This is a genomic window from Dictyobacter vulcani, assembly GCF_008974265.1.
In the GTDB taxonomy this organism is placed as follows: Bacteria; Chloroflexota; Ktedonobacteria; order Ktedonobacterales; family Ktedonobacteraceae; genus Dictyobacter; species Dictyobacter vulcani.
Window position 1 is genome coordinate 720490 of the sequence record NZ_BKZW01000001.1, and the last position, 22758, is coordinate 743247.

18 protein-coding genes and 3 pseudogenes are annotated in these 22758 nt (G+C 48.1%); 11 read left to right on the forward strand and 10 right to left on the reverse strand.

Annotated elements, in window-relative coordinates; genetic code table 11:
* The first annotated feature begins 242 nt into the window (after window positions 1-242).
* From KDW_RS03015 to KDW_RS03025, 3 genes are all read left to right on the forward strand, one after another.
* The gene (locus KDW_RS03015) at window positions 243-635 is read left to right on the forward strand and encodes a hypothetical protein (protein WP_151754594.1); all 393 of its coding nucleotides are present in this window, start codon (window positions 243-245) and stop codon (window positions 633-635) included.
* A 79-nt stretch (window positions 636-714) separates the two neighbouring features.
* Window positions 715-1671, forward strand: a complete 957-nt coding sequence (locus KDW_RS03020) for a DUF6895 family protein (protein ID WP_151754595.1) — start codon at window positions 715-717, stop codon at window positions 1669-1671.
* Between the two features lie 3 nt (window positions 1672-1674).
* Complete coding sequence (locus tag KDW_RS03025) at window positions 1675-2586, forward strand: hypothetical protein (protein WP_151754596.1); 912 nt, start codon at window positions 1675-1677, stop codon at window positions 2584-2586.
* Between the two features lie 25 nt (window positions 2587-2611).
* Here the strand turns inward: KDW_RS03025 and KDW_RS03030 are convergent, their stop codons facing one another.
* The 5 genes from KDW_RS03030 to gvpJ all read right to left on the reverse strand — a co-directional run bounded on the left by KDW_RS03030 (window position 2612) and on the right by gvpJ (window position 7413).
* Window positions 2612-3715 (reverse strand): GvpL/GvpF family gas vesicle protein, encoded by a 1104-nt coding sequence (locus KDW_RS03030; protein WP_151754597.1) that lies wholly within the window; start codon window positions 3713-3715, stop codon window positions 2612-2614.
* A 114-nt stretch (window positions 3716-3829) separates the two neighbouring features.
* Window positions 3830-4099 carry a hypothetical protein gene (locus KDW_RS03035; protein ID WP_151754598.1) on the reverse strand — a complete coding sequence of 90 codons (270 nt, stop codon included), beginning with the start codon at window positions 4097-4099 and terminating at the stop codon, window positions 3830-3832.
* A gap of 161 nt (window positions 4100-4260) precedes the next feature.
* Window positions 4261-6378, reverse strand: a complete 2118-nt coding sequence (locus tag KDW_RS03040; RefSeq protein WP_151754599.1) for a CDC48 family AAA ATPase — start codon at window positions 6376-6378, stop codon at window positions 4261-4263.
* 1 nt (window position 6379) lies between these two features.
* A complete protein-coding gene (locus KDW_RS03045) occupies window positions 6380-6910 on the reverse strand; it encodes an Hsp20/alpha crystallin family protein (protein WP_151754600.1) in 531 nt (176 codons plus the stop codon).
* Window positions 6911-7182: 272 nt separating this feature from the next.
* Window positions 7183-7413, reverse strand: a complete 231-nt coding sequence (gvpJ, locus tag KDW_RS03050) for a gas vesicle protein GvpJ (protein ID WP_151754601.1) — start codon at window positions 7411-7413, stop codon at window positions 7183-7185.
* A gap of 667 nt (window positions 7414-8080) precedes the next feature.
* Here gvpJ and KDW_RS03055 point away from each other — a divergent pair.
* The 5 genes and pseudogenes from KDW_RS03055 to KDW_RS35740 all read left to right on the forward strand — a co-directional run.
* Window positions 8081-8935 (forward strand): hypothetical protein, encoded by an 855-nt coding sequence (locus KDW_RS03055; protein ID WP_151754602.1) that lies wholly within the window; start codon window positions 8081-8083, stop codon window positions 8933-8935.
* 1125 nt (window positions 8936-10060) lie between these two features.
* Window positions 10061-10552, forward strand: a pseudogene (locus KDW_RS35735) (collagen-like domain-containing protein); the annotation flags it as partial.
* A 389-nt stretch (window positions 10553-10941) separates the two neighbouring features.
* Window positions 10942-11199: a hypothetical protein gene (locus KDW_RS34775; RefSeq protein WP_269822420.1), complete on the forward strand. Its 258-nt coding sequence runs from the start codon at window positions 10942-10944 to the stop codon at window positions 11197-11199.
* A gap of 76 nt (window positions 11200-11275) precedes the next feature.
* Window positions 11276-13331 (forward strand): annotated as a pseudogene (locus KDW_RS36410) (collagen-like domain-containing protein); the annotation flags it as partial.
* A 66-nt stretch (window positions 13332-13397) separates the two neighbouring features.
* A pseudogene (locus KDW_RS35740) lies at window positions 13398-13625 on the forward strand (hypothetical protein); the annotation flags it as partial.
* A 311-nt stretch (window positions 13626-13936) separates the two neighbouring features.
* On the opposite strand, the gene KDW_RS03085 reads toward KDW_RS35740, so the two are convergent.
* Both KDW_RS03085 and KDW_RS03090 read right to left on the reverse strand, forming a co-directional pair.
* Window positions 13937-14134, reverse strand: a complete 198-nt coding sequence (locus tag KDW_RS03085) for a hypothetical protein (RefSeq protein ID WP_162004904.1) — start codon at window positions 14132-14134, stop codon at window positions 13937-13939.
* 2 nt (window positions 14135-14136) lie between these two features.
* Entirely contained in the window at window positions 14137-15900 is a 1764-nt protein-coding gene (locus KDW_RS03090) for a hypothetical protein (RefSeq protein WP_151754604.1), read from the reverse strand.
* A 711-nt stretch (window positions 15901-16611) separates the two neighbouring features.
* On the opposite strand from KDW_RS03090, the gene KDW_RS03095 reads away from it, so the two are divergent.
* On the forward strand, window positions 16612-17853 hold the full coding sequence (locus KDW_RS03095; RefSeq protein ID WP_151754605.1) for a cytochrome P450: 1242 nt from the start codon (window positions 16612-16614) through the stop codon (window positions 17851-17853).
* Window positions 17854-18420: 567 nt separating this feature from the next.
* On the opposite strand, the gene KDW_RS03100 is transcribed toward KDW_RS03095, so the two are convergent.
* The 3 genes from KDW_RS03100 to KDW_RS03110 all read right to left on the reverse strand — a co-directional run bounded on the left by KDW_RS03100 (window position 18421) and on the right by KDW_RS03110 (window position 21089).
* Window positions 18421-19476, reverse strand: coding sequence for a phospholipase D-like domain-containing protein (locus KDW_RS03100; protein ID WP_151754606.1), 1056 nt, complete (start codon window positions 19474-19476; stop codon window positions 18421-18423).
* Window positions 19477-19730: 254 nt separating this feature from the next.
* On the reverse strand, window positions 19731-20189 hold the full coding sequence (locus KDW_RS03105; protein WP_151754607.1) for a zinc ribbon domain-containing protein: 459 nt from the start codon (window positions 20187-20189) through the stop codon (window positions 19731-19733).
* 147 nt (window positions 20190-20336) lie between these two features.
* Complete coding sequence (locus KDW_RS03110; RefSeq protein ID WP_151754608.1) at window positions 20337-21089, reverse strand: MBL fold metallo-hydrolase; 753 nt, start codon at window positions 21087-21089, stop codon at window positions 20337-20339.
* A gap of 429 nt (window positions 21090-21518) precedes the next feature.
* On the opposite strand from KDW_RS03110, the gene KDW_RS32210 reads away from it, so the two are divergent.
* Together KDW_RS32210 and KDW_RS32215 are read left to right on the forward strand one after the other, a co-directional pair.
* Window positions 21519-22418 carry a hypothetical protein gene (locus KDW_RS32210; protein WP_151754609.1) on the forward strand — a complete coding sequence of 300 codons (900 nt, stop codon included), beginning with the start codon at window positions 21519-21521 and terminating at the stop codon, window positions 22416-22418.
* Window positions 22373-22564 (forward strand): hypothetical protein, encoded by a 192-nt coding sequence (locus KDW_RS32215; RefSeq protein ID WP_151754610.1) that lies wholly within the window; start codon window positions 22373-22375, stop codon window positions 22562-22564. Before KDW_RS32210 ends, KDW_RS32215 begins: the two co-directional genes overlap by 46 nt.
* The last annotated feature ends 194 nt before the right edge of the window (window positions 22565-22758 follow it).

Below are 22758 nucleotides of genomic sequence, written 5' to 3' on the forward strand. Positions count from 1 at the left end.
AAGCGATTTCAGAAGCAAATAAGGAGCCTTGACAAAGCAATTTCTATCTTCTATTATCAATGTAGATTGGAACCAAGCATTCAGTAAAAATGGGTAAGGATTTTTCTTCGCTACTCCTACCTGCTGCGAGGTCCAAATCATATCCCCCAATGTTATACGGCCATGCGGTCACCTACGATCGTCTACATAATGCGCACTATGTGTACTGTTACTGTAGGGAATATCCCCCATTAAATGTGAGCATGGAACAAGATTTCATCTTTGGAGGATTTATGGCTCAGGATAAGGATAAACAAACAAAAAGTACAAGCCAGGATCAAAGCGAAAAAAAAGATGCTGTGACAGAAACAAAAGCAGGTAGCAAGGCTGGACAAACCGCCAAACCAGAACAGCCAGATGAGCAACAAGATGTTGAACAAAAAGAAGAAGCCAACTCTCTCCTGCAGGTCTTAGATTTTTTAAAGAATTCCAACCTGATAAACCTGGACATGCCTTTAAAATCCCTATTCGATCAGGTTCAAAATATACAAGCAGACCCATCCACCGAGTGGGACTCATTGGCGACACAGGTCACTGGGCTCTTGTCTGGCAGAAAAAAGAATGACTTCACCTCTCTTATACAGTGCCTTCATTAGACAACAATAGGTCTGTAAAATAGAAAAAATTCATAGACCTATTGTCGAGGCCACCAGTTATAGAAGGAGTGGTCTACCTATGGCTGAACAATTCGACAAAATTTATCACTGCTATGACCACGCCCTGAACTGGCTTGAGGAGCGCAAAGAACTCTTTAATCCCCTCGCATATGAATCTGATCATGCTTCCTCAGATATTTATCTAACCAAAGCGTTAGGTGAACTGGGGCTTTTGTGTATGCTTTATTGCCGTAGTGTGGATGGTGAAATCGATCCAAGGATAGCGCGTTTTCTAGACCTAATCTCAAGTATATGGGAGCAGGCAGACTACCAGGAACGCATTATGCGCAGGCCTGAATACTTCCAGATTTACACGATGGTTTATATTGTTCTGCGCCAATGCAATATTATTCCTGAGACCAATAAACCGCTGATTCAAAGGGTAATTGATCAGGGATATGTCATTGCCACGGAAACAACACCAATGAGAATGCTGGATCGTCGGCATATGCTTGATTGTGGTAAGTTTACCTATTCATTACCTGCCTACGAGGATATTTATCATCAGACGCTGTTAGCCCGGAGTCCTGAACTGGCATACTTAACAGATAATGATGTATATGCCATCACCCACACGCTTTTTTACCTCACCGATTTTGGACGTACTCCATCTCCCCTACTCCATGGAGAACATCTCGCCAAAGTTCAGTGGATAATCGAGACCTTATTGGGATTGTATGTCCGCCGTAAAAACTGGGATCTGGTTGGAGAGTTATTACTCGATTGTTATTGCTTACATTGGTATCCCGAAGTCATTTTTGATCTGGCCTGGGAAACAATCACGCAATGTCAGTTGCCAGATGGTTCTATTCCCGGTCCTCGCTATTCACAAGAGCAACTGGCAACCCTGGATGATACAGCAAGCTTACATTATTGTTTTGAGGAAAATTATCACACCACAATTGTAAATGCCCTTACCTGTTTCCTGACTTACCAGGAGTTGAAAACGTCTGCTAATGGAAAACCGAAAGGATAGACTATGGATTCTCGTTCTCTGGTATCTGAGCAGGTGAGATCAGCGGGGGCGCGAGCACGAGATTGGCTGGTAGCAGCGCAAAAACTAGAAGGGCCTGACTCAACACTCAATCCTCGCCACGCGTTCCAAATCCTGGTAGGGCTCTGGATCTGTGAGCAGGGACTCATTGAAGATCAAACATTCGCTTGTACCAGTGCATACACACACAAAGTATGCCAGTGTATCCCTGATGACACAGAGGAGGCAATGGAGTTCCTTTATTCAGATCCTGCTCTGGTATTATTCTCCCTCGGCATTTTGCGCTTTTTCGATGTACATAGCAGTCAGATCGAACTGTTTGCCACTAAAATCAGTGAATTATTGCAAGAACACGCGGATCAGGATGAGGAGGAGGCAAATGAGCTCTTTCTGGTACGTTTTCTGCTGCGGCGTTTACACCTGCATGCGCCATTGCCAGCATATACGTTACATGAGATGCCTGCAGGCAAGCTTATTGATGCCGATGATGCTAGCGTTAGTATGCTTGTCAAGAATATAATGGCAGCCACTCACTATGGGCAGGTTACCCGTGGTATGGAAACAAACTTCGTACAGACGCTGAACTCCCTCCTACCAGTTATCATGTTTGACTACTTCCGTACATATAACCTTGAGGCAGGTATGCAAATTCTGCGCTGTATGCGTTACCTGCACATGTACGAAAACAGGAGTAGAGGTGCGGGACTTCATTTTCTGCTGGCTCAGCAGCAGACGGATGGTCACTTTGGTTTTCTCGCCTACGAATTGAACCAGCTAAAAACAACTGAACACCTGACCTCGCCCGATCTCCATGTCTACCTGCCCCTTACAGTATCCTTTCTCTGGACAATTGCTGAAACTGCTCATCCTCAATTTGTTCTTACCCAGAGCTTTTGAATACTACTGGCGTGCCCATCTGTTCTTACATGAAGTTGTATGGAGGCCAGGGACCAGAAAATTCAAGTTCTAGCTCCAATGGGGAATATTGTGCGGTGATTTTTTTTGCCTGCTCCTGGAAAGCTACAACGTTATCTCGTCCGACTAAATAGGCGGCATTGAGAATCATCTCTTTTTTCTTGCCAGTCACTTTTTGTGCTAAGAGATCATTCTGTTTCATTTCAAAGGCTGCGGTTCCAAACGTAGTAAAAATGTGCTCGCCAATTCGGGACAATTCAGCATTTGCACGGTCCTTAAGCTGCTCTTCCCTTTTTCTGGCGAATAAATACGCCGTCCCTTTTGATAATGACTCTTGTTGTTCTTGTTGTCTGGCTAATTCTGGATCATGTCGGGTAATATGTTGGATAGCAACCTGGATATCAACATAGACCTTGAGTCCACATTCCACCTTCCCTTCAAATTTAGCGAGCAGAGCTTTAAAATCTTCTCCTTGCTCGACGAGCAGCTTCACCGCAGCCCGCTTATCTTTCAAAATCGTACCGAACTTTAGTGGAACGATCGTCGTATGCTGCATGATAGTATCAATAACATGCTCATGAGCCTGTAGTATTGCCCCATCTTCGTTATTAACTACTCCGGGCGTTTGTGCCAGGACCGCATATAAGTTTTTTACTTGCTCCTGAAACTGGCTGATATTGATCTCGCTCACCATCACACAGATTCCACTGCCCTTCACAGGGTAAACTTTGTTCTTTGTATCAATACCAGGTATATCCAGTTGGCCGGGGCTCTTTTTGACTAAGCCATAGGCATAGAGCCCATAGGTTGGATAAATTGGCTCTGTAGCAGGCGTCTCTTGAATGTGTTCAACGGTAGCAAGTGGAATTGGATCCGTCTGAGGTGGTGAGGCGTAACTCTGGATTATCTCTCCCTGCAATGTGGAAAGACGTGATCGTGTCAGCTCAAGCTGTAATTGCGCTTCCGCAAGCCGCTGTTCGGTTGTCTGAATGTCTTTCTGGCATTGTTCTAACAAAGCTATCAGCTTTGCGGCTGGCTCTTGCTTACGAGGTTTTTTGGTAGACTCAGAGGCAGAATGAGCCTTATCCATTGTCTGTTCTATATGTTCCATAGAGCTCTTCTCATTTTCGTGCTCCCACCTATCAATAATGTGATGGTTGCTACGGCCACAAGCGGGTCGCTAACGGTTTTAGTTAGCTATAAGAAAATGATAAAGCAATCCTTGCTATATCTCATCGTTGTCTTCTGAATTACGATCCTTCTCCTGTCTAAAAGAATAGGCTTCCAGATCCTTATCCAGCTTGACGATGTAATACTCAGTTTTAAATACGCGGTGACCGGGCAGCGTACGCTCTCTTTCTACTACCTGGGCCTCAGCAATCCATTCGTCGTTGACCCTGGAGATCCCAATAATTTTTACACTTTCTCCAAGTTCTTTAATTTCAAGTGTATCCTGCAAAAATTGCATTACTTTCTCTTTGACGGTATTAATCATAATCTTGTATCCTGCTCCGATAGTAGATTAACTTTTTTTCAGTGTATCATCTTCACTTTAAGGGGTCAAAGTCAGGTATTTACACAATTTCTTGTGCTAATAACCAGACAATTCGCACTTTCAACACCCATTTCCTGTAAGGGTTTTGATGAAAAATGAACTTACGTATCTACAGTTGAACCTTCTCTGGCCGCAATAAAGTGCTTCTCTTCAATCAGTAATTTCTCCAGGTCCTGCTCATCCTTTTGCAAAAACTCTTGAATTGCTAGCAAACTTGCCCTCTGGCAAATGGATGCAATCTCTGCTCCCACTAATCCTTCAGCTTCTTGAGCCAGGAGTTGCAAATTCACTTCCTTAGCAATTGGCTTCCCTCGCGTATGCACATTGAATATTGCCTCACGCGCTTGCAGGTCAGGTTTTGGTAACTCGATCGTCAGATCAAAGCGACCTGGCCTCAACATGGCGGCGTCGATTAAATCCGGTCGATTAGTGCTGGCCAGCACCAATACTCCCCGCAATTCTTCAATCCCATCCATCTCGGTTAAGAACTGGGTCGTCACCCGTTCGGTTACCTGATCACCTGAACTGAGACCGCGCTTTGGTATCAGCGTTTCAATTTCATCAAAAAACAAGATGCAGGGTGCGGCCAGCCGAGCCTTTTTGAATACTTCACGAATGCCGCGCTCGCTTTCACCAACGTATCTGGACATGAGTTCTGGACCTGAGATCGCGATGAAGTTAACCTCGGCTTCTTTAGCAATCGCTTTGGCAATCAGCGTTTTGCCGGTACCAGGCTCACCGGCTAAGAGAATGCCCTTGGCAGGTCTGGTATTGGCTCTGGCATATACCTCGGGATGGTATAAGGGATCGCGGACTGTTTCGATGAGAATACGTTTGATCGTGTCCAGACCACCAATGTCAGAAAAACCTATTTCTGGAATTTCGGTGAAAACCTCACGAATAGCCGATGGCTCGATCTCGCGTAAAGCGCTCAGAAAATCATCCATGGTAACTTCGAGGGCGAGGATATCTTCTTCAGGAAGAATCCCTTGCTCAAAATCGATCTTAGGCAAGAAACGACGAATCGCGTGCATGGCCGCCTCACGGGCCAGTGCGGTCAGGTCGGCTCCGACAAAACCATGCGTGAGAAAGGCTAAACGCTCGATATCAACGTCTTCGGCTAGAGGTACACCTCTGGTATGAATGGTGAGAATTTCTTTGCGACCGATCTTATCTGGAATGGGGATGACTATTTCGCGATCAAAGCGTCCTGGACGCCGTAAGGCAGGATCAAGGCTATCTGGTAGGTTCGTCGCACCAATAATAATGATCTGGCCTCGCTCTTCCAAACCATCCATTAAAGCCAGCAGTTGTGAGACGACGCGTAATTCAACCTGCTTCTCTCCACCTAGCTCTTCCCTTTTAGGCGCAATGGCATCAAGTTCATCAAAAAAGAGAATGGTTGGTGCGTTACGTTTGGCTTTCTCAAAAATGTTGCGTAGATGGGCTTCGGACTCACCATAAAACTTATGCATAATCTCTGGTCCTGAGAGGTGCAGGAAGGCCGCATCTGTTTCATTGGCGATGACTCTGGCAATCAGCGTCTTACCGCAGCCAGGCGGTCCGTGCAAAAGCACACCTTTAGGAGGGGCAATCCCTAGACGCGCAAAAATACGTGGGAAGCGTAAAGGCAGTTCTATCATTTCTCGGATGCGCTTTACTTGATTTCCCAATCCACCAATATCTTCATACGTCAGTCGTACATCGGCGGCTTTGCCTTCACCCGTAATTGAGATGGTCGATTGTGGAGTAATTAATACGGCACCAGTAGGTTGGATGTCAACGACCCTGAAGTCTTGTTTCTTTGTTCCCAGGAGGGTGATTTGAACTCTGTCACCACGCGTAACAGGCATAGTAGCAAGTTGTTTCGCAAGATAGGCCCGATCAGTCATTGTTTTATCCAATATATTCAATGGTGAAAGCGTAATTTTTCTGCCTTGCACTACCTGAATTTTACCAAGCTTGACCTGTTCATCAAGGCCAACCTGTGCATTTTCTCTAATGATGCCATCAATTTGTACAATGCCACGCCCTCGCTGCTCTGGAAACGTTGGCATGATTTTGACGACTGTTTCCCGTTTACCCTTAAGGCTAATAATTTCTCCAGTATCGTTAATGCCTAGTTTGAACATCATCTCTGGATCAACACGGGCAATGCCACGACCAACATCACGAGGATTTGCTTCGGATACTTTGAGTTGAACCATCATCTCAGCCATGCTACTTCTTACTCATCTTTATCTCTAAAATGCCATTTGTGTATTTCTTTTGCATCGTGTCAGGATCAGCGTCACCTGGCAAGATCACTTCTTTGCTATATGTGCGGTCACCATAGGTGGTTGAGAGTATAAAAATGTCACCATTAACTTCTGTATGGATATCTCTTTCTTCTACCCCTGGAAGTTCAATGACCAGCAGAACGTGGTCTTGTTCGTTAAAAAGATCAACAAAAGGCTCTCTTTCAGCCTCAATGATGGGTCCTTGCGTGACGGTATTTGCCGGTTCAACGGACTTCACGGAGAGATTGTTCAGCAGGTTAGTCTTGACAGAAAAACCAAAAGCTGTTTTGAAACGGCCAGCAGGATTACTCCCCTCCCCTTCATATCTGGTTTCCCGTTTTCCTTCTTCTTCTAATTTGACAATTGTGTCAAACAACGATTCAAGGCCGTGAAAAAAGTCAGTGAAGGAAATGCGTCCACTACCATCTTCTTTATGACTTTGCTTCTTCTGGTCATCACCTTTTGTTGACATATAAATCCTCCCTGCTTTTCTCTTCTCAACATATCATCTTCATTATTTAGTCTCTCGCGATTTGCTTTTCTACTCCTTTTGAAAAGTTTTTCAGTCATAAAAAAACACGTTGCTATGGCTACGGCGCTGGAGTGCAAGTAATCAGACCGCCAGGTTTCAACATATTTTAGCTCTGCCTTACGGTTTCATGCTCCACAAGCTGAGACGACGCTACAATTTTACTACCAGCGTCGTCCTTTTCCACTATCCAGAGAAACGTGTTATGGTTTTTTTTATCTTGCTTCTGCTACGTTCTCATTTGATCCAGATGCTATCAGACCAATAGCTTCAGCATATTTGAGATAGGTCTCCACCGATGCAACCACAACTCTGGCTTCAATGGTCAGAATTTCAATACCAATTAAAGAGACCCGAACCCAGGCATCAATTACAATTCCTTTATCAAGAATGCGGTCGAGTACTTCTACAAGACTAGATGACGCTACAACTTTATCTACTGGCATCTTTTTCTCCTCATGATGAACAAATGTGTGACTCTCTCGAAGCCTATGTTTACCTGACGCTACCAGGTTAATATTTAAAGTACAACTTTAAATTCTATTTGTAAAGCCTAAACAATTCCAATGAATTCTTTTGTGAATATGACTACTACTTATTTCAATAATAAGTATGGCATACCTGAGCACACATTTAGAAAATGACTCGTGTGGGCATTGAAATATTGCTATTTTCACTGCCTACAATATTGGTATACGTTACTCAAATATCATAAGTTACTAGCCCTTATACGACACTTAATACGCTGAACCAGGGTCCCATCGGTCTTTTTGCTCCCTTTTTCTAAGTTTCGCCACTTGCAAATGGGCTATAAAACAAACCAGACTCCATCCTTATATGTTATCCTTATATAAAACTAGCTATTATAATTGACTTTTTGCTAGCAACTATATATTGATGAAGTTTACATTTTCATCTATTATTCAATAATTCAGTTTCCTTAATCGGGCTATCCAACGTGAATAAACCAGATAGCATTTAAGCTGTATAAACTGAACAATTGATCGGGACGCTATGCTACATGTCAATTTGCAATCCGGTTTATGTAGCGATTGTAAGCGACAGTCAATATAGCCGCTATTGAACGGTATAGTATTTACCAAGGGGGTACACATGGCAAAAGAAAACCTAAAAGAAAGAACTGAAAATACTTCTACGCAGGAAGATTCAGATAAGAATCTTCAGGAAATAGATAAGCCACAAGAGGAATCCAAAGAGGGGGAAAATAAACTACAGAATACATCTCATGATGATAAACAGGGCGAGGTTCCAGAACAAGATTTACTGAGCAAAGTTGCCGAAAATGTCAATAACGCTCAAGAACTTTTGACAAAAATAGCCCTGAGCATCACAGTAACCAGGAATGTCATCAATAAAATTGAGCCCCTCCTGGAGAAGAAAGATGCGCTCAAGCCACTTATAGAGGTACTCGATACAGTTGAAAAACGTGTACACACAGGACAGAACCTGTTAAATAAGGTGGCACCCCTTGTTGATCGAGAAGGTGGCGCTGGCTCGATATTGGAAACGTTAAACAAAGTGACAGCTAAAGTCGGTGAGATACAGGATACCTTGAGTAAAGTGACAAAAAGTGTCGATGTCCTGCACAAGGTTTCACCACTCATAGGTAAAAAATCAGAAGTTGGCCTGCTTCATACCATCCTGAATGCTTTAACCACTGCTGTTGATACCGTAAAAGAATTCCTGCTTAAAGCCATAGCGTTTTTAAGTAAGACGGGACAAATACCAAAGAACATCTCCCAGGCAACCAGGCACATGGTTGATACCGTAAAAGAGAAAGGTAGCGCACCCGCGAAAAAATTAGAAGCGTTGAAGAACTCGGATATTATTAAGAGCAATGTAACTCCAAAAACTCCTGATAAAGAACCTGCTCCCGCCAAACATGCTGAAGGTTGGGGAATGATTGGTGATTCAGGTCATTTACTGCTTGTCTGGAGTGGTAAATAAGTTACACGCTAAAGCTAAAAAATCCCCCTTGCTGATCGTCAGCAGGGGGATTTTTATATGCAATGATTCATGCTAATTCTATTAGAATATCCACATTTTTGTTTCTTAAGCTCTATTATACTTACCTCCAAATGTTGATATTAGCTATAGCTGGCTAAACACACCAGAGCAAATAATACAATAAAAATACTTTTTACTACTCAAATTAAATAAGATCATATACCAACAACAAATAATCCAATCACACAAAAATAGATTATTATATATTTTAAAATATAAAACTATTTATATCTAAAAATACCTCTTAACTAACTATTTATATTATGAATGTAGTAGGATAATTAAATGAATGTTGTATAAATCTTCCACAGGGCGCAAACGATTTGAAGGTTTACATCATTTTTATCTTTCTTATCCCACTTAACAGCTTTTGGTCCACGCACAATTGAGGCTTCCAAAAAGAAGGAGTAGCATCTTATGAAAAAGTGGGGTCGTCGCTGCTTGCTACCGCGTAAATGTCCCAAGATGGACAGACGCATAGCAGGTACGCTTCTGATTGCGGGCGCGTTGCTCACTATACCCATTAAAAGTGCACATGCAGATGCACAAAAAGGTATGCACAATGATGTGTCGCATACCATCACACGTACGGCTCTCGGTGCATCCATACGTAATCAGCATATACATAACTTTGTGCTTTCAAACGCCACAACACAACAATTACTTTCTACACAAAAATTTGCTCTGGATCACACAATCTCCAACAAAGATCGTCCCCTTATTATTACCCATACAGAACGTCGGAGGCCACCCCACAATCCAAGCACGACTGGTTCTACTGGTTCAACAGGTCCTGCCTCTTGTGGTGGCGAGAATGGCGGTAATGCCACTGGACCTTGTGGACCAACTGCAGGTCCCGTAGGCCCCCAGGGTCCTGCTGGTGATACTGGTCCTCAAGGTCCTCAAGGCGATACCGGTCCTGCTGGACCCGCTGGCCCTCCAGGGCCTAATGGCGTCGTTGGTGCTACTGGTCCTCAAGGCTCTATCGGTGTTGCTGGTCCTGCTGGTCCTCAGGGACCGTGTGGTCCTCAAGGAGACAAGGGAGATACCGGTCCTGCTGGCCCTATGGGCGATACTGGTCCCGCTGGCCCTGCTGGCCCTATGGGCGATACTGGTCCCGCTGGCCCTGCTGGCCCTATGGGCGATACTGGTCCCGCTGGCCCTCAAGGTCCTATGGGCGACACCGGTCCTGCTGGTCCTCAAGGTCCTATCGGTGATACTGGTCCTGCTGGTCCTCAAGGTCCTATGGGCGATACTGGTCCCGCTGGCCCTATGGGCGATACTGGTCCTGCTGGTCCTCAAGGTCCCATGGGCGATACTGGTCCTGCTGGCCCTCAAGGTCCCATGGGCGATACTGGTCCCGCTGGCCCTCAAGGTCCGATTGGCGACACCGGTCCTGCTGGCCCTCAAGGTCCGATTGGTGAGACCGGCGCTACTGGTCCCGCTGGCCCTCAAGGTCCTAAAGGTGATACTGGTGCCACCGGCGCTACTGGCGAGACCGGCCCCGCTGGTCCTCAAGGTCCGATTGGTGACACTGGCCCCGCTGGTCCTACCGGCGCTACTGGCGCTACTGGTGCCACTGGTCCTAAGGGTGATACTGGCGACACTGGCCCTGCTGGCCCTGCTGGCCCTCAAGGTCCGATTGGTGCTACTGGTGCTACCGGCGCTACTGGTGCTACCGGCGCTACTGGTGCTACTGGTCCTACTGGTGCTACTGGCCCCACTGGTCCTACTGGTGCCACTGGTGCCACTGGTCCTCAAGGACACACTGGTCCTGCTGGTCCTCAAGGTTCACAAGGCCCTATCGGTGCCACTGGCCCGCAAGGTCCGATTGGTGACACTGGTCCTGCTGGCCCTCAAGGTGATAAAGGTGATACCGGTGCTACTGGCTCACAAGGTCCTATCGGTGACACCGGCCTGCTGGCCCTGCCGGTCCTGCTGGACCAGTGGGTGACACTGGACCCGCTGGCCCTCAAGGTGATATCGTCCTGCTGGCCCTAAGGGTGATACCGGCGACACTGGCGCTACTGGTGCTACTGGACCTCGTGGCCCCCGAGGTTTCACAGGTGCTACTGGCCCGCAAGGTTCACAAGGTCCTCGAGGTCCTCAAGGTTTCACAGGTCCTCAAGGTGAGATTGGCCCCGTTGGTCCTCAAGGAGACACTGGAGACACCGGTGCTACTGGCCCTGCTGGTCCGTAGGTGATACTGGCCCTATCGGTCCTATTGGTCCTCAAGGTCCTATCGGCGCTACTGGCCCGCTGGTCCTGCTGGCGTTACTGGTGCTACTGGCCCTGCTGGCCTCAAGGCCTGTCGGTGACACTGGCCCCGCTGGCCCTCAAGGTCCTGTCGGTGACACTGGCCCTGCTGGCCCTATTGGCCCTATTGGCCCTATTGGCCCTATTGGCCCTATTGGCCCTGCTGGTGCTACTGGTGCTACTGGTGCTACCGGTGCTACCGGCGACACTGGCCCTGCTGGCCCCGTCGGCGCTACTGGTGCTACCGGCGACACTGGCCCGCTGGCCCTCAAGGCCCGATTGGTGACACTGGCCCTGCTGGCCCCGTCGGCGCTACTGGCCCCGCTGGCCCTCAAGGCCCGATTGGTGACACTGGCCCCGCTGGTCCTATCGGCGCTACTGGTGCTACTGGTGCTACCGGCGACACTGGCCCCGCTGGCCCTGCCGGCCCTCAAGGTCCGATTGGTGACACTGGCCCCGCTGGTCCCGTCGGCGCTACTGGCGCTACTGGCGCTACTGGCGACACTGGCCCCGCTGGCCCTCAAGGTCTGTCGGTGACACTGGCCCCGCTGGCCCCGTCGGCGCTACTGGTGCTACCGGCGACACTGGCCCCGCTGGCCCTCAAGGCCCGATTGGTGACACTGGCCCTGCTGGCCCCGTCGGCGCTACTGGCCCCGCTGGCCCTCAAGGCCCGATTGGTGACACTGGCCCGCTGGTCCTATCGGCGCTACTGGTGCTACTGGTGCTACCGGCGACACTGGCCCCGCTGGCCCTGCCGGCCCTCAAGGTCCGATTGGTGACACTGGCCCCGCTGGTCCCGTCGGCGCTACTGGCGCTACTGGCGACACTGGCCCCGCTGGCCCTCAAGGTCCTGTCGGTGACACTGGCCCCGCTGGCCCTCAAGGTCCTGTTGGCGAGACCGGCCCCGCTGGTCCGTCGGCGCTACTGGCGCTACTGGTCCTGTTGGTGACACTGGCCCCGCTGGCCCGCAAGGTCCTGTTGGTGACACTGGCCCCGCTGGTCCTCAAGGTCCTGTTGGCGAGACCGGCCCCGCTGGTCCCGTCGGCGCTACTGGCGCTACTGGTCCTGTTGGTGACACTGGCCCCGCTGGCCCGCAAGGTCCGATTGGTGACACTGGCCCTGCTGGCCCTATTGGCCCTATTGGCCCTATTGGCCCTCAAGGTCCTATCGGTGAGACTGGCGCTACTGGTGCTACCGGCGACACTGGCCCTGCTGGCCCTCAAGGTCCGATTGGCGACACTGGCCCCGCTGGTCCTATCGGCGCTACTGGCGCTACTGGTGCTACCGGCGACACTGGCCCGCTGGCCCTCAAGGTCCGATTGGTGACACTGGCCCCGCTGGCCCGCAAGGTCCGATTGGTGACACTGGCCCTGCTGGCCCTATTGGCCCTATTGGCCCTGCTGGTGCTACTGGTGCTACTGGTGCTACCGGCGACACTGGCCCTCAAGGTCCGATTGGTGACACTGGCCCCGCTGGCCCTATTGGCCCTATTGGCCCTGCTGGTGCTACTGGTGCTACTGGTGCTACCGGCGACACTGGCCCTGCCGGCCCTGCTGGCCCCGCTGGTCCTCAAGGTCCGATTGGTGACACTGGCCCGCTGGCCCTCAAGGTCCTGTTGGTGAGACCGGCCCCGCTGGCCAGTTGGTGCTACTGGTCCTGCTGGCCGCAAGGTCCGATTGGTGACACTGGCCCTGCTGGCCCGCAAGGTCCGATTGGTGACACTGGCCCTGCTGGCCCTATTGGCCCTATTGGCCCTGCTGGTGCTACTGGTGCTACTGGTGCTACCGGCGACACTGGCCCTCAAGGTCCGATTGGTGACACTGGCCCCGCTGGTCCCGTCGGCGCTACTGGTGCTACCGGCGACACTGGCCCCGCTGGCCCTCAAGGTCCGATTGGTGACACTGGCCCCGCTGGCCCTCAAGGTCCTGTCGGTGACACTGGCCCTGCTGGCCCTCAAGGTCCTGTTGGCGAGACCGGCCCCGCTGGCCCCGCTGGCCCAGTTGGTGCTACTGGTCCTGCTGGCCCTGTCGGACCAACTGGTGCTACTGGTGCTACTGGTGCTACTGGCGCTACTGGCCCTGGTGAACCTCAGGAGTACGGTTACACATATAACGAATCTGCACAAAATATATCGGTCGGACAGCCGATCACCTTTGAGTCAAATGGGGTAATAGCAGGAGGAATCTCACATACTCCAGGATCTGCCGATATCATCGTAGGCAATACTGGTACCTACCGTGTCGACTTCAATATCCAGACGGCCCAGCCCAGTCAGTTCACCATCTTTAGAAATGGTGTCCCTGAACCCGGCACAGGATTTGGATCTTTCGGTGGCTCACAGATCACCCATGGTGATACTATCCTCGAATTAACAGCAGGAGATGTGCTTGAGGTTGTCAATCACACTTCACTCAATGATGTTCAGCTTCAGGTCAATGCCGGTGGTACCGATCCTGTTGTCAACGCATCGTTTAATATTCGACGCATGAACTAGTTTCGTAGAGAAGAAAATCTTTATGGCTATCAATAAGTAGCCGTAAAGACTAGAAAGAAGAGGTACTTACGTGGACTCTGTGCTACGTAAGTACCTCTTCTTGTTTTTTAAGCAGGCTCCCCTCCAAAACCTGGAATAATGCCTGCTTATTTTTTTGAGCCTGGTATGAAGCATCTATTCCAGGCGTCTAATTACCAGTGATTATGCTTTTTTCTTTTTACTACTGGTGTACCTTGTGCTGCTGGAGTCCCCGCACCAGCAGTCTGACCACCATTCGCAGTCGGGGTGCCTATCCCTGGAGTACAGGGCGTCGTAGCCGCAGCCGGATTTGCGGCCGGACACGCGTTGGCAACTGTACCTAATGTTGCCGTTCCGGTCGTTCCATTCACCGCTACAGAGCCACAGCCAACCACCATATTGTTCTGGCAGGATCAGTTACAGTGAAGAACCAGTTGTTGGGTATGGCCTTTAGCCCCTGCAAGTTGTTTATCACTGTGTTGGCCATGTTCTGGCTGTTCCCATTGGTGTTTTCTTGCTGCGTAAAGATCGGCGTACCCGTACAACTGTTGGGCACGGCATTAACGTTGATGGATTGATTGGGATGGTTCGGATAGGTGATATTCAAGGCCACAGGTGCATTGCCAGCAGCCGTATCCAGATTGATGGTTGCACTACCTGTGGCCACTTGCTGGACCCCACCAGCACCATTACCACCATTACCATTTGCCGGGACTGGCTTTACCGTGATAGTTGCAGCGGTTACTACGCCATTCCCATTGGTGGTAAGCGCAACTGGATTCTGAATGTTCAATGCACCAACGCAATTGAGTCCTCCAGCGCCCAACGTCGTATTCAAACGATTAGCCAGGAAAGTAAACAGATTATTGGCCGCGACACCACCATCCGGGGATGCCACATTCTGGAATGTGGCCATGTCCAGATTTAACCGTGGTAACGCAATATTGACGAGGTTCTGACAATAGGTGGTTGTACTGGCGTCGTTAAGAGTTGCAGCTGGATTCTGGTCAACACCTGCACGATATGCATTAATCTTATTCAGATTGGGCTTGGCATTCACGAGCACAAAATCATCCAAGGATGGGATCAATGCGATGGGAGCTTGCTGATTGGCAGCCGCTTCCAGTTCATCCGTCGCCATGGTAGCGGTCGGCACAGCGGGATTTACAAGATCAGGTATGGTAAATGGCGTACAGCCAAGAGCTGGATCAATGATCTTGGAGACCAGTGCATTATCACTTGGATTTCCCAGGGTAGTTGCTCCCTGCAATTGCGCCTGATTAGCCGCATTCACCTGGGCGATCTGACCGTTGGCCGTGGCAAGATACTGGGTCTGCACGTTGTCACTTTGATCCATATCACCAATACCAAAGTCACGTGTAGAGGGACATGCCATACCATCTTTAGCCGTACCTAGTGCCGGAATAGCAATTTTTCCTGCTGCAACCAGCTGGTTCGCGCTCTGGAAGAAATTGACGGCATTACAGTAACCGAATTGACCAAACGGTGAGTTGGCCAGGCCATTCACACAGTTTCCTGCGTTCATGCCTGCTCCTGCCACCTGCATTTGAACTTTCTGTGCCATATTTTGTGCCTGTGCAGGTGTTTGTTGCTGAGCCTGCGCGGCCGCTGCATTATTTGTCTGAGCAGCTGCGGTTGTGTTTTGTGTCGCTGCATTGTTATTTTGCGCGGCAGCCTGGGCGTTTTTTTGCAGCGTCAGGACCGTACCGTTATCGCCAAACCACACACCTACGACTGCCCCTGCCGGTAACTGTGGTACCACTGGCACCACTGCTGGTTGCGTGCCCTGATCAACCACTACCGGCTCATAGGCAGACATTGTACCGGTCTGTGGATCCAGGATGACAGCCTGCACAAAAGCAGCCTGGTTAATATTCGCTTCGTGGCATGCACCTTGCGCCGGATCAGTAGCTACGAGTTGGTAAGGAGTAGCAAGCCCTTGCGCTGTTAATGGATTAGCCGGAACCATCAAAGTACAATTCATATTGACTGGTGCCGCTGCATGTGATCCCAGGCGAGGTAGTATAACAAATACGCCGACACCGATAAGCATGACTGCTACGGTTACAGCCAGACCAATAAGCATCAGAGGCGAAAAGCGCCGTTGTCTACGCATATGCGCAGAACTCTTTAACATCATTGATGGATCGCGTCGTTTTGTCAGCATATATTTTATGAACCTCTTCTAAGACTTGCGGCAGCCCGTTACATACAGGCTGCTTTCATGATCACGTATCTTCAATCGTCTAAAATTTCAATTGTGTTGCACCAGCCACAGGGGTTGCAGTGGTAATAGTTGTACTTGTCGATGTTGAGGCCATGGCAGGCATTGGCATTGTGACACCGGCTCCCATGGTAGAGACTGCATGGAATTCAAAGCTGTTCTCTTTGTGAGGAGTCAAAAAACCAGCTTTCTTAAGAAATGCAAGTAATCATATCAAAGTACCATTTTGGCATTGAGAAAATTTAACCGCTTTTGACTATATAAGGGGTAATAGTACTAGAGGTCAGGGTTCTGGTAAAAATATGCATCGCCAATCGTGGAGGGGGTAACTGACATTTATTTACACTGTTTCTTGCTATGCTTCAGATGAGGGAAATCAGTAAAATGCGCTGCATATTCCATACAAAAATATCTTACTGCAAGCATTCATCCAGGAAAAAGGCCGACATTTTTTGATCAGAATAAATGGTAAGAAAAATACGCAATCAAGGGCATGACATACCTACCTCTGATTACTACTATTAAAGATAGTGGGAGTTACTATATTCCAGTCAGATGCTTTGCATGATATGTTAAACATAGCTAAAGAGGAGTGGTGCCATCATGATTGCCAACAAGCAACAATCGTTTAGCTTTTCTGCCCTCAAACGAGTCTTTGCCAATCCACATAAACTTTATGATGAGTTGCGTGCGACTGATCCAATCTACTTTGACGAGTTAAGTCAGTGCTGGTTAGTAACCGGCTATGCAGAAGTTGTGGCGATTCTGGAAGATGAGCGCTTTACGTCCGATCTGGGCACCTACTCACCTAAATCAGCCATGGGGTGGGATACCGTACAGGATACACTGACTCAATCTGTGTTTTTTAAAGATGGCATCGAGCATCAACACGCCAATCATTACCTGCTCAAACATATCGCTCAAACGGCTAAACGCTTAACCAGCGATATTAAAACAATTGTGCATCAACGCTTCATGACCCTGGCACCAGAAGGATCGATGGATATTGTGAAAGATTTTGCTTCGGCGATCTCTTTTGCTGTAACGCTGCGTGTACTTGGCATTGATATCAGTGAGCCACAGAAATTCAAGCGCTTCCTGGGCTATTCAGAAACGATTTCAGATATTGCCAGTGGCTTTCCTGTTGGCAATACACAGGAACTCGCCAATCTTATCTCGTTTCTGCGTGAGGAAGTAGCACAAAAAAAGCAAACACCAGGTGAAGACCTGATTAGCGCCTTTCTGGCAGCCACTGATATTTTTCCTGATGATGAAGCCGTACTGTCAAGCACATTGATGATCTTGACTGCAGGACATGTCACAACAAAAAAACTGATTGGTACCGGGACCGCAAAAATACTTGATCGCTGGCCGCAATTGCAGGAAGAGTTTTTGAATAATCCAGCCCTGCCAAAACAGATCTGTGAAGAAGCTTTGCGTATGAGCCCACCAACACGCTATATTGCTCGCTGGGCCCGCCAGGATGCAGATCTGTCAGAACAATTTCCCGGCAACCATCATATCCGGCATGGACAAAAGATTCTCCTCTTTTTAGAAGCGGCCAACTACGATCCCAGAGTCTTTGAGAATCCTAAAGAGTTTAATCTGGCACATCGTTCAGTCAAACATCTAACATTTGGCTTCGGAAAACATCGCTGTCCCGGAGCATCGATCGCCCGTATTGAAGCACATGCTTCACTGCAGGAACTCCTTCACCTCTCACATCTAGAGCCAGACGCAGATCATCCCCCGTCTGGAATCCCAACCCGATTCTCGGGGGTTTTCGTTCCTGTCCCGTCACCTTTGATCCTCAAAAATAAACATTGCGTCCTGACAAAAGCGTAACCCGCCGCAAGCCGCTGTGGTTTAAACCCAGGCGGATAGGCGGGTTTCTGCTGGGCTTTAGCCCTTGCTTGTTGCATAGAATGCATTGTTGGATTATACTGCATAGGTGCAACGAAGGCACGACAGCACAGGCTGTACGGCCTTAGGAAGTGTTGCCAGGCAAAATCGTTCAAGAAAAGCCTCCCACTGATGTATGCATCAGTTTTCGAAAGAGAAAGGTGTTCACCCTTTCCAGGTCGCCAAACACCCGACGTTGGCTGCACACCCGCCGGGTACGGCATGAAACGGTGAACAGGCATGGCACCGCCCTTCAAGCGAGCAGATGTGTGGATCTGTGCTTGAGTGTATTCCTCACCCACTACGGTCTTCAACGAGTTGCCTCAACGAGGCACCGACTCAGGGGGCCGACTACGTAGGAGTACAAGAAGCCGCCGCCCCTTCAGGGCGTGCGGAGTGTCACGATAGAACTTCTAGTTGGCCTATTAAGCTTGTGTTTGTCTTCAGTGGGGCAAAAATCTCTCTTATGAAAAATTTTTGCCCCCGGAGGTTTGAAAAAGGGAAATGCAGCTAGGCTGCCACGGAGTCTGTAAGGTCGCTGCTAAAGGTGTTCGCCAATATCGTGATCACACTGGCTTTACTAATCAGGATACCCAGTTCGCGGTTATTATCAAGCGAATTCGTGGAAATATTCTCTGATCCAACAAATGACTCACCACCATCAACGATGATCAATTTAGCATGCATGTAGTAATGAGCATCTGTATAAACCAAAACGTGACCACTTTTCAAGGTAGCAATACCACTGGTATTACCGCTATCATTTGCGGGTAAAATCACCTGAACGTTAACGCCACGAGCCTCAGCGTTAACGATCGCTTGCTCTACACTGGTATCCTGCATTTCTTCAGCCTCAATTTTCAGACTGCTTGTAGCCTGATTAATCAAAGCAATAAAATCGCTACGCGAGTTCACAGGACTAAGCACCAGATCATTGTCCGTGAGGGTATAGGAAGAGCGATTCCAGTCTGCGGTAAAAATGCCCAGAACAGCAGCGACATCTGTCGATTCAGTGTCGATAATGCCATATTCACGATTCGTGGTGCTGGTGCTACCACCAAGTGCGGATTTCGTGAGATTACAGGTCATAATATAGGCGGTTTTACCGTCGATGACCATGCTTTTCTCATGGGTATAGGTAAAAATTGGATTGCTCGTTTTGGTCTGTGCACCTGCATTGCTCAATGCTTGCAAGGTCTGAGCAGGGCCAGATGAGCCCACACCATAGGGATTTGGATCAAGCATCACACGTACATCTTTGCCATTCTTCGCAGCATTTTCCAATGCATTAATCACATTGGTGTCTGTCAAAAGATAAAGCTCTACATAGATAGAAGATGTAGCGTTGTTAATCGCATTTAGAATAGGTGTCTCACCAGCAGCAGGTTCGACAAAGGTGGTGACATCAATGCCACGACCAGTACCCAGTGTGAGAGAAGCAGGGAGTAAAGCCTGCGCTTGAGCAGTTGAGGGGCGCAAAATACCATTCGAGAAAACGGCCAGCACGATCAGGGTCAAAATAGAAATAACAAGCAATGGCTGGTGGGAATGTCGTTTACTGTGCATAAATAACTCCTTTTTTCTTTATGGGTCCTTTCCCCATGATAATGCACATGAGTATTTACAGACCGTTTAACACAGTTAGGACTAAAACCATAAAGAGTATATTTTTTCAATACACTCTCCAAATAATAGAGATTTTACTCTCTACGGCACCACCAGCAATTATAACATAAACGACATTCTCCTTTTTAAATAAATGTTAAAAGCTGGTTATATTTTTATCCTGGTTGTAGCAAAGAAAGAGGTAACTCATTTTTTTATTGTTTCTGTAAACGCCACTGTTCCTGGGCCCTTTCCAATTGAAGCAACTCCATTTCAAGTTGCCTGATCTGGTCCTGCAACTGCTTTCTTCTTTGATAGGGACCAAACAGTTGCGCACCTTCAATCATCCTGCCAACGCGACGAGCAATGCCACGCTGCACAAATGAGTCTAATTCAAAGTAGTTTGAACGAGTCCCGGATATCTGATTGTTCACCTCCTTGAGGTGTATTCTCGCTTCTTTGAGCTCTAAACGTAAGTGTGCGATCTGATCGCGGTAGGGATTTTTACCTGCACCTGCGCCAGAACGGCGGGGGGAACGAGAATTACCAGATACCGATTGCACTGCTGATACAGGAGATTGGAATGCATTTCCAGGTCCCTGCAACGATGCACCGCAGTCTTTACAGAAACGATCACCATCTTTTACCTGTGATCCACAAAAAGCACAAAACATACTATGTTCTCCTTCAGATTATACTCAGATGTCGCTTACATAATCAAATACGCATATATCTATTTTTAGCAAATATTTCATGGCAAGGAACACAGCGGCAGTGATCCTTTGTGCTCCTTGCTAAAAACCCCGACCAGGATGAACGTATCACTCAAAAATAAGTGTTTCCCCATCCTGTGGAATCAAAAGATAGGCATCATGAATGTTATGCTCTCTGGCAACTGTTCGAAGGTCGATTCGTGAAATAGTTGCGTGATCAACTGAATCCATATGCGTAGCTACAACCACGCTTCTCGGCGCAGCCTGACAGACTGCGATGGTCTGCTCCGCATCCATTACAATGTAGCCGCCTTGCTTCCAGGTAGCCCCACAAGAGTGGGTCACAATAACATCTGGATGTACCTGCTCAATAGTTTGCTGGACACCATCGTACCAGATCGTATCTCCTGCCCAGTATAAAGTTGGCTCCTTTGCATGTTGAAAAAGAAAGCCAGATACGTGCCCCATGTCCGCCAGAACATCGCCTTTACCATGTTGGGCAGGTGTGCGCGTAATTGTGATGCCATGCCAGACCACTGACTGCTCAATTGGTGTTACATGCAAAAAACCATAGTCGGCAATCAATGCCTGATCGCCAGGTTGACAAAAGATAGGCAGATCTCTGGCAAGCACTGCACGGGCCGCTTGATCAAAATGATCGGAATGCAGATGTGAGACAATAACCATCTCAATATCTGTCAGCACCTCTTGCGGAGGAATGGGAAGATCAACCAGAGGATTAGGTGAGTTTCCAGCGTAAGACGGTAGAGAATGTTTGGCAGCAAAATAAGGATCAATCAGAAAAACGTGCCCGGCATAGGTAATGCGTAACGTTGCACTACGAATAAGTTGTATGTGCATATCTCCCCCTGTACCTCTAACTCTTTCTCAAACAAATTCTTGATGGATCTATTTTCTCATCCCATACAAAAACGCTTTAGATCTTCACACGTTGCTTCTTAAGATACGAAGGAAAAACTCTGATGGATGAGAGGAATAAAATATACAGATTTTAATATATTCTTTAGCTCTTCCTCTGTTGCAATAGGTGTTTTAAAGATCTTCATATAATTACATATGCAAAAATATAGTAGTTATATAGTCCTGTATTTTGGTGGATTATTTGACGCCTCGTCGTGTTATTGATTAAAGTTTGTTAATGTGAATACTAAATATTGTCATGCGTCGTAGGTTGTACTTCCTTGCATTCAGATTACTACGAAACAATGCTTCATAGTCAGCTGAATGTGAATAAGTAGACATAATTGTGTAAGGTTAAAGGTAATTCGTATGTCGTTTAGAGACCGTAATCGTAAAGTTGCTACTGAAGTTCAAAATAACGCTGTTCCTGCAGTGAAAACAGGGGGGGATGCGGACGTGCTCGTTGAGCAACTCTCATTCCCTGATACCGATGCAGCTATAGCTGTTCCTACTAAAACTAAACCGGCACCTGTTTCTACTGCTCTAGACTACTCGATGAAGCCCGGCTCGACACAGAGCAAGCTTACGACGACATCGGTGCGTGTGCCCATCGTTATTCCTGGAAATGGAACAAAGAAGTCAGCCACAATGCGTCCTCCACGAGCGCGAGGTGTAGTCGTTTATGCGGGAATGGCATTGGTACTCATTGCCATTGTTGCTGGAACGTTAATCGCTGTTATCCCATCCGGAAAAAGCGAAGCATTTAAATCAGGCAATTTCTTTCAGTCATCGACGGGTCAGGTTACCTCACAGCAAAATAATACAGCCCTGATCGCCGCACAGGCTGCCACCGCTACAGCCGTAACTCAAGACGGATTTGATCCAGGCAACGTAACCTATGCCGGTGTGAAGCAGACTCAAATCCCGGCTCAGCCTGTAGCTCCAGTTCAGCCTGTAGCTCCAGTCCAGCCTGCAGCTCCAGTTCAACCTGTGGCTCCAGTTCAACCTGTGGCTCCAGCTCCAGCAACAAACGTTGCTGGTAATGCCGATAGCTCAGCCCGCTTTTTTATTGGTCAGTGTACCTACTGGGCAAACATCCATTACCATGGCCTGACCGGATGGTGGGTTCAGTGGTTGGGAAATGCTAATGAATGGGCTGGGGAGCCGCATCTTCTGGTTGGATTACGTCGTCTGAGCCTAACCCAAATGGACCTTCAATTATTGTGCTGCAAGCATATACACAGGGTGCCGGTGCCTATGGACATGTAGGCGTTGTTGAGTCAGGCGTAAGCGCCACAAGCGCGAATGCGAATGGTGTGAATGTCAGCAACATGAACTGGAATGGTGGCTGGAACCAGGTAAGTTACTGGAAGTTCCATCCCGGTGCTGGCGTTACTTTTGTCTGGCATCCGTAGATACCTATTTGAGAGAACTTTTGCAGAAAATAGGATACGCTACATATTTAAGATAGAGCGTAAGTATCAATAAGCATACAAAAACCCTCCATAGCATTTGCTGTGGAGGGTTTTTGTATGCTTATCCCTCAATGACACAGCATCTATAATTAAATACGGCGAAATTCGTATTTACAAATAAGAGGTTACTGTAG

Coding starts and splice junctions, on each gene's coding strand:
- KDW_RS03020 (WP_151754595.1), top strand. CDS start 715: ATGGCTGAACAATTCGACAAAATTTATCACTGCTATGACCACGCCCTG.
- KDW_RS32210 (WP_151754609.1), top strand. CDS start 21,519: ATGTCGTTTAGAGACCGTAATCGTAAAGTTGCTACTGAAGTTCAAAAT.
- KDW_RS03040 (WP_151754599.1), bottom strand. CDS start 6,378: ATGGCTGAGATGATGGTTCAACTCAAAGTATCCGAAGCAAATCCTCGT.
- KDW_RS03110 (WP_151754608.1), bottom strand. CDS start 21,089: ATGCACATACAACTTATTCGTAGTGCAACGTTACGCATTACCTATGCC.
- KDW_RS03025 (WP_151754596.1), top strand. CDS start 1,675: ATGGATTCTCGTTCTCTGGTATCTGAGCAGGTGAGATCAGCGGGGGCG.
- gvpJ (WP_151754601.1), bottom strand. CDS start 7,413: ATGCCAGTAGATAAAGTTGTAGCGTCATCTAGTCTTGTAGAAGTACTC.
- KDW_RS03045 (WP_151754600.1), bottom strand. CDS start 6,910: ATGTCAACAAAAGGTGATGACCAGAAGAAGCAAAGTCATAAAGAAGAT.
- KDW_RS03015 (WP_151754594.1), top strand. CDS start 243: ATGGAACAAGATTTCATCTTTGGAGGATTTATGGCTCAGGATAAGGAT.
- KDW_RS03095 (WP_151754605.1), top strand. CDS start 16,612: ATGATTGCCAACAAGCAACAATCGTTTAGCTTTTCTGCCCTCAAACGA.
- KDW_RS03035 (WP_151754598.1), bottom strand. CDS start 4,099: ATGATTAATACCGTCAAAGAGAAAGTAATGCAATTTTTGCAGGATACA.
- KDW_RS03100 (WP_151754606.1), bottom strand. CDS start 19,476: ATGCACAGTAAACGACATTCCCACCAGCCATTGCTTGTTATTTCTATT.
- KDW_RS03030 (WP_151754597.1), bottom strand. CDS start 3,715: ATGGAACATATAGAACAGACAATGGATAAGGCTCATTCTGCCTCTGAG.
- KDW_RS03105 (WP_151754607.1), bottom strand. CDS start 20,189: ATGTTTTGTGCTTTTTGTGGATCACAGGTAAAAGATGGTGATCGTTTC.
- KDW_RS03055 (WP_151754602.1), top strand. CDS start 8,081: ATGGCAAAAGAAAACCTAAAAGAAAGAACTGAAAATACTTCTACGCAG.
- KDW_RS03090 (WP_151754604.1), bottom strand. CDS start 15,900: ATGCGTAGACAACGGCGCTTTTCGCCTCTGATGCTTATTGGTCTGGCT.